Origin of the sequence: Zwartia panacis (assembly GCF_030410395.1) — a bacterium.
In the GTDB taxonomy this organism is placed as follows: Bacteria; Pseudomonadota; Gammaproteobacteria; order Burkholderiales; family Burkholderiaceae_B; genus Zwartia; species Zwartia panacis.
The window spans coordinates 1-277 of the sequence record NZ_JAUHHF010000047.1; the positions used below are offsets into that span (position 1 = coordinate 1).

Consider the following 277-nt stretch of genomic DNA (forward strand, 5'->3'; position numbering starts at 1 on the left):
GACTGGCGCACGGTACGTACTCTGATCGGCGCCAAAGTCCGGATCGGGCAACGCCTTGCGATCGAGCTTGCCATTGGGCGTGAGCGGTAAACTCTCCAATTGCACAAAGGCCGCAGGCACCATGTAGTCGGGCAACGTGCGCGACAACAGGCTCCTGAGCTCTCCATCGCCGGGCAGCTCCGCGGCTGCAGCGTTCTGCGCGTGCGCCACCAAATATGCCACCAGATACTTATCCCGCGTGCCCTGCGCGGTCACCCGCTCGCGCGCAATCACCGCC

At 64.3% G+C, this 277-nt stretch carries 1 protein-coding gene; it reads right to left on the bottom strand.

Features of this window, described 5'->3' with window-relative positions; genetic code table 11:
- Positions 1 to 255, bottom strand: a 255-nt coding sequence (locus QWY30_RS15890) for an AMP-binding enzyme (RefSeq protein ID WP_435433424.1), incomplete at its 3' end; no start/stop codon positions are given.
- Positions 256 to 277 lie beyond the last annotated feature (22 nt).